The sequence below is a fragment of the Rhizobium sp. P1_E1 genome (assembly GCF_056406015.1).
On record NZ_JBFUAY010000218.1, the window covers coordinates 1 to 6838 of the forward strand.

At 61.9% G+C, this 6838-nt stretch carries 6 protein-coding genes; all 6 read right to left on the bottom strand.

The window, feature by feature from the left end; all coding sequences use genetic code 11:
• Positions 1-1155 (bottom strand): MCP four helix bundle domain-containing protein (locus AC1D1Z_RS31880; RefSeq protein WP_477852843.1); only part of this gene is annotated, 1155 nt, incomplete at its 3' end.
• 528 nt (positions 1156-1683) lie between these two features.
• A complete protein-coding gene (locus AC1D1Z_RS31885) occupies positions 1684-2754 on the bottom strand; it encodes an LLM class flavin-dependent oxidoreductase (RefSeq protein ID WP_018246850.1) in 1071 nt (356 codons plus the stop codon).
• Positions 2755-2812: 58 nt separating this feature from the next.
• The gene (locus tag AC1D1Z_RS31890; protein WP_018246849.1) at positions 2813-4189 is read right to left on the bottom strand and encodes an LLM class flavin-dependent oxidoreductase; all 1377 of its coding nucleotides are present in this window, start codon (positions 4187-4189) and stop codon (positions 2813-2815) included.
• A gap of 37 nt (positions 4190-4226) precedes the next feature.
• Entirely contained in the window at positions 4227-4976 is a 750-nt protein-coding gene (locus AC1D1Z_RS31895; protein WP_131646978.1) for an ABC transporter ATP-binding protein, read from the bottom strand.
• Positions 4952-5851, bottom strand: a complete 900-nt coding sequence (locus AC1D1Z_RS31900) for an ABC transporter permease (protein ID WP_131646979.1) — start codon at positions 5849-5851, stop codon at positions 4952-4954. The genes AC1D1Z_RS31895 and AC1D1Z_RS31900 overlap by 25 nt, the downstream gene beginning before the upstream one ends.
• Positions 5852-5885: 34 nt before the next feature.
• The coding region (locus AC1D1Z_RS31905; protein ID WP_477852845.1) for an ABC transporter substrate-binding protein at positions 5886-6838 on the bottom strand (953 nt) is incomplete at its 5' end.

Genomic DNA, 6838 nt, shown 5'->3' on the forward strand with positions numbered 1-6838 from the left:
GGAAGCTGCCTGCTGTTCGGTCCGCTTGGCGAGATCGTCGGAGGCGGAGCGGATTTCCTGTGCACCGGCCGCGATGGCGCTGGCGTTCTGGGCAACCTTCTGCATGGCGGCACGGAGCTTTTCGACTGCAGAATTGAAGTCGGCTCTGAGCTTTTCGAGAGAGGGAATGAACGGAGTGCCGATCTGCTGTGTGAGGTCGCCGTCAGCCAGCGCCTGCAATGCATCGCCAAGCTGGCCGACAGCCTTGTCCGTCTGCTCGGCAAGGGTGCGGCGTTCATCGGCATCCTGTTCGAGGCGATGCCGCTCCGACACGGCTCTCTTCGCCTCGGCGTCAGCTTCCCGTTCCGCCTTTGCTGAAATTGCGTCGCGCAGCCCTGCTACCGCCCGTGCAAGCTTGCCGATCTCGTCGCCCCGCGCTTCGAGGCGACGATCACCGTTAAGATTACCCTCCGCCATTGCTTTCAGCGAAAGCTGAAGTTTTGCCAGCGGGCCGACGATCGTGCGTGCGGTGACGGCGGCGGCAACCAGTGAAAGAACAGCCGCAATGCCGAGCGCGGTCAGCGCCAATGGCTTGAAGCCGCTTGCCGTGCTGCGAACCTCGCCGCCAATCGATTTGTTCAGCGCTTCCTGATAGTCGATGAATTTGTTGATGGCGCCAAGCCAGGCAACGAAGGCCGGTCGAGCCTGTTCGAGCAGGATCTTGCGGGCAGCCTCGCCGTCGCCCTTCTCCTGCAGTGCAATGATCTGGGCGACCAATGGATTGGTCTTCGCCTGGATGTCCGCGATCTCACCGAGAATGGTCTTTTCCTGTTCCGTCGCACCGGCCGGAGATGCAACCATATCCGCCATGCGCTTTTCATTTTCGGCGTAGGAGGCCGCCAGCTTTTCGATCAATGCCTCGGCGGCCTTCCGTTCATCGGCAGACGTCACCAGGGTGACGTCGCGAATGGCGATTGCCCGATCATGCACGCTGCCGCGATAGTTGATAGCAAACCGCTGCTTCACGCTGTTGACGTCGTTGATGGTTCCAAGCTTATCGTTGATCTGCGCAACTTTTTCCGTCGAATAGATGGTCAAGCCGACCATCAGCAAAAGGAGAACGCTGAAGCCAAGCGCCAAGCGCGCCACAACCCCGAAACTCATGATATTCTTCATATGCACTCTCCCCTCGCGGTGAGGTTTGTTGGAAGGATGTCTCGCAGCCAGGATTGCTTGTCATATCTCGTTCGAATGCCGAGCCTCGGTATGTCTCCGAGTGCATTCCGACAGGCACCCCTGTGCCCGGAATCGCGCTTGAGATACGGAACATCCGTCAAAGCAATAAAAGCCGATTTCATGCGAAGTTCGGGTGCCTGACCCGCCATCATGGCGGAGGTGACGAGCCTAAAGAACGTCGCCCCGATGTCTAAAAAAAATTAGAGGAATATATTTTAGAGAGTGTAAACGGAGCCGACGGAGCATGCTATATCGCCATATCTGGATAGCATTTGCGCTTTTCGGACGGACTATTTGAGGAGCGCTCTCCCGGTGGTTGCGAAATCCGCGGACTCCCCTGCGCAACAAGGCTCTGCGGCTTACCTGCGACTACGCGACGCCGTCCTGGCATCGGGTCGTGATTTGCTGAAAGGTCTCGGCAACGGCATGAATTGCAGCTGCGGTGCCGGAGCGTCGGCGCTTCCGGCTTTAGCTGCGTAGCAGCGGAAGTAGCTGATCGCCCTGCCGCTTGATTTCGGAGAGATACGGCGTGTCGGACAGCACGAAATGGGTGATGCCGAGATCCTGGTATTTGCGCAGCGAGCGGGCGACGTCTTCCGCCGAGCCGACCAGCCAGGTGGTGCCGGCGCCGCCGCCGCCGAACTTGCCCGGGGCGGTATAGAGGTTGTCGTCGAGGACGTCGCCGCGCTCATGCAGATCGAGCAGCCGCTGCTGGCCGACGGCGAGCGCGCGCTGGTGATCGTGCCAGCCGCTGCCCTTGCTTCTGGCCATCTCGGCGACCTTCGCCTCGGCATCGGCCCAGGCCTGTTCGGTGGTGTCCCGGACCAGCGTCGTTATCCGCAGTCCGAATTCCAACGGCGGGAGGTCGCGGTCCAGCTCCCTGCTCAGCGCCTTGAGCCGCGCGATCCGTTCGCGGACACCATCGAGCGGCTCGCCCCAGAAGAGCTGGACATCGGCCTCGGTGGCGGCCACCCGCTCTGCCGCTTCCGAGGCACCGCCAAAATAGAATTTCGGGTGCCGACGGTCGCCGCGGACCTGGATGCGCGGCACCACGGTAGAGTCGGCAACCCGGAAGTGCTCACCCGCCGAAGTGACATTGTCCTCGGTCCACAGTCTGCGGACCAGCCGCATGAACTCCTTGGTGCGGCCGTAGCGATGCGCCTGATCGCCCTCGCTGTCGCCGTAGGCAGCCAGATTGTCCTTGCCCGACACGATGTTGATCCGCACCCGGCCGCCCGTCAGGTGGTCCAGCGTCGACGCCGCGGACGCGAAGTTTGCCGGTCGCCAATAGCCCGGGCGGATCGCAATCAGCGGCTCGAAGGTGGTGGTCCGGGCGGCAAGTGAGGCCGCGACGGTGAACGTGTCGGGACGGCCCCAACCGGTGCCGATGAGCGCGCCCTTCCAGCCATGTTCCTCCAGCGCCCTTGCGTGGCTGGTCAGCGTATCCAGGCTGTTGTGGTTCTCGACAGCGGAATCGCCGCGATGACCGGCTTTGACGTCGTTGGGAATATACCAGAGAAATTCGGAATTATTGCTCATGCATGCTGCAGTTCTGTGTGATTGGAACAAGGAAACCAGGGGGAAGCCCCCTGGGAAATCATACGGCCGCCTGCACCTTTTGCTGCTGCCCCGCCTGAACCACAAAGCCATTCGGCGGGCGCTGAAGGCCCAAGTTCTCCCGCAGCGTCGTGCCTTCATATTCGTGCCGGAACAGACCGCGCTTGCGCAGGATCGGCACGACCTGATCGACGAAATCGGTCAGAGCGGTGGGCAGGATCGGCGGCATGATGTTGAAGGCGTCGGCCGCACCATTCTCAAACCAGCTCTGCATCGCATCGGCGATCTGCTCGGGCGTTCCCACAACCGTCCGATGGCCACGAGCGGTGGCGACCGCCAGATAGAACTGGCGCAGCGTCAGATTGTTGCGCGAGACCAGATCGGAAACCAGCTTGAGGCGGCTTTTGTTGAGTTCGGTATTTTCAGGCAGGGGAGGGGCGGGATCGTCCAGCGAGTAGCCGGAAAGGTCAACTCCCTTGTAGTGGCGGGCAAGGATATTCCAGGCGATGGAGGGATGAACGAGCGATTGGATATGGTCGTAGTTCGCCTGGGCTTCCGCTTCCGTCCCGCCGAGAACAGGGAATATGCCGGGACTGATCAGCAGTTCGTCCGGCCGGCGTCCATAGCGGGCCAGCCGCCCTTTGACGTCGGAATAGAATTCCTGCGCATCCTCGAAGGTCTGGTTGGCGGTAAAGATCATCTCGGCCGTGCGGGCGGCAAGTTCGCGCCCCGGTTCGGATGCCCCGGCCTGCACGATAACAGGATAGCCCTGAACCGGACGGCCGACGTTGAGCGGACCGGCCACCGAGAAGAATTTGCCCTTGTGATCGACGAGATGCACCTTGTCAGGATCGAGATAGACCCCGCTTTCCTTGTCGCGGATAAAGGCATCGTCCTCATAAGAATCCCACAGGCCCTTAACCAGGTCGACGAATTCCTCGGCCCGCTCATAACGATCGGCATGGGCGGGATGGCCTGCGATTGAAAAATTCTTCGAAACATCCGCTCCCGTCGTGACGACATTCCATGCGGCGCGGCCCTTGGAGATATAGTCCAGCGACGCGAACCTGCGGGCGAGGAGGTAAGGGTCCTCGTAGGTCGTCGATGCCGTGGCGACGAAGCCGATATGTTTGGTCACCTGGGAGAGCGCGGCCCAAAGGGTCAGAGGCTCGAAATGCGCGCCCTGGGCGGTGCGGCGAAGCGCTTCCGGGTCCTTGGCGCGGTCCCATCCAGCCGGACTGTCGGCGACGAAGACGAGATCGAATTTGCCGCGTTCGGCGGTCTGCGCAAGCTCGCGGTAGTGATCGATATTGAGGCCGGCATCGGCCTGCGCCTCCGGATGACGCCAGGCGGCAATATGATGGCCGGTCGCCATGATGAATGCGCCAAGCCGCATTTGCCTTTTCGATGTGCTCATTGGCTTATCTCCAGATCAAACTGAACTGTTGCGGATGTCAGGCGGCCTTACGGCCCGGAAGCTCGACCCCGAGCCGGCTCAGAAGGTGGATTCGGAATTGCGCAAAGCGCGGATCGCCGTGGTCGCGCGGCGTCGGCAGATCGATCTTGAGATCCTCGATGAGGCGGCCTTCGTCGAGAACCAGTATGCGGTCGGCCAGCGAAATCGCCTCGTCGACGTCGTGGGTGACGAGCAGCACGGCAGGACGGTGTCTTGCACACAACAGCCGCAGCAGATCGTGCATCTTCAGCCGGGTCAGCGCGTCGAGGGCGCCGAACGGCTCATCGGCGAGAAGCAGGGCCGGTTCGCGCACCAGCGAACGGGCAAGAGCGACCCTCTGCTGCTCGCCACCCGAGAGCTGGTTCGGCCACGCCGTTTCCCGACCCGCAAGTCCTACCTCCGCCAAAGCCTTCCGTCCGGCTTCCTGGCCGAAGGCGCCGGTCAAGCCGAGCGTGACGTTCTGGATGACGCTGCGCCACGGCAGCAGGCGGGCGTCCTGGAAAACCACCGAGAGGCTCTCCGGCGTCTCGAGGGTGCCGGTTCCCTCGACACCATGATCGAGACCGGCAAGAGCCCTGAGGAACGTGCTTTTGCCGGAGCCACTGCGGCCGAGCAGAGCAACGAACTCGCCTTCCTCGATGTCGAGATCGACGCCCTCGAGGATCGTCTTCGTCGCAAACCGGCGTACGAGGTCTCGCACGTGGACGGCTTTGGTGGCGGACTTCAGTTTGCCAGGGTGCGGCGCCATGAGAGGACCCTCCGTTCAAGCAGGCGGACGAGACCATCCGAAACGAGACCGAGCAGCACATAGACCACCAGGCCGACGAGAATGACGTCGGTCTGCCCGTAATTTCGGGCAAGATCGATCATGTAACCGAGCCCGCTGGTGGCGTTGATCTGCTCGACCACGACAAGAGAAACCCAGCAGAGGGTGACGGCAAACCGCAGACCCAGAAGGAAACCCGGCAGGGCGCCGGGCAGCACCACCTGAAGGATGAAGTCCTTCTGTCTCATGCGCAGGGTCTCGGCCAGCTCGACGTAACGGCTGTCGATGCTGCGGAGCGCATTGTGGGTGTGGATGTAAATCGGCACGATCACGGCAAGCGCGATGGTCGTAACCTTCATGCTCTCACCGATGCCGAACCACAGGATCAGCAAGGGGATCAGGGCCAGCGTCGGTATCGCGCGCTTGATCTGGACCGGCCCGTCGATCAGGGCTTCACCGATCCGGGAAAGGCCGGCGATAACCGCCAGGATCGTGCCGATCGGCAATCCGATGCTAAGGCCGAGCAGGGCGCGGGTCGCCGACGTCACGAAATTGTCCTGCAGGCGACCCTGCTCTATGAGCCTTACGAAAGCCTCGATGACAGTCCACGGCGCCGACAGGATGCGCGGGTCGATCCATCCCAATGCCGAACCGACGACCCAGGTCAGGACAAGCAATACCGGCCCGATCTGCAACCCGAAAGGGATCGCGGGTCCGGGACCCAGCCTGCGCCGGGCGCGGGGGCCAGCAGAGCTAGCCGCGCCAACCGCCTTTGCCACGCGTGAGCCTCCATGCGCAACTCTCCCGCTTGTTGTCAGGGATAGTTTCGCCTCATCTGCATCCCAAGTGGTTGCCATGTTTCAGATCTCCTCTCCGAAGGAATGTCGAACGTTACTGGCTCTTGGCCAAAGCCGCGGCACCGAGCTTTTCGAAGCGGTTGTCGAAAATCTGCTCTACATTGAAGGGTTTGTAGCCGAGCTCGTCCGCCAGCAGGTTGATGGTTTCCTGGTGGCGCTTCTTCACTTCGCTCCAATCGGCGGGAACGATCTGTTCGCCGGTCAGCTTGACGAGAAACTCCCCGTCCTCCTGGCTAAGGCCCTGCTGACCGACGTAATATTCCTTGATCCAGAGATCCGGGTTCCGGTTCACCCATTCGGTGGCGCGTGCCCACAGACCGACATATTCGGCGAGAGCTGCCGCCTTGGCGGGGTCGTCCAGAACCCATTGCGGCGCATAAAGATGGCTCGGATCGTCCCGCAGGCCATGCTCCACGAGGGTCGCACCATCGGGTCCGTATTGGGTGATATAGCGCCTGATGTAAACGCCGCCGAGCGGTGCGATGTCGACTTGCTTGCTCGCCAATGCCTTCGGATAGACGTCGCTGGTGCTTGGCAGTTCCACCAAGGTGACGTCGCCGCTCTTCAAGCCTGCGGCATGGAGGGCACGCAGAACGAGCGTGCCCTGAGCCTGCCCCGGGCTGAAGGCGATGCGTTTGCCGCGGAAATCCGCCAGCGTCTTGACGGCCGCGCCTGGCGCGATGCCGAAGCGGTAGATGGGATTGGCAATCGGGTCACGGCGTTCGCGATAGGCGATGTTGCGGACGGGCAGGTTGTTCCAGTTGGCGAAGATCGAGGGGATCTCGGCCACCGATCCGACATCGAGCGCATGAGCGCGGAAAGCTTCCGACGTCTGCGGCCCGCCGCTGATATTGGCCCATTTGACTTCAAAACTGAGCTCTTTATCGAGGCCGGACACCTCGAGAGCTTTCTGAGTGACCGGATCGCCGATCGTCAGCACCGTGCCTGGCGGCACTTTGGAAAGCAGGGGGGCGTCTGCCTGGGCTG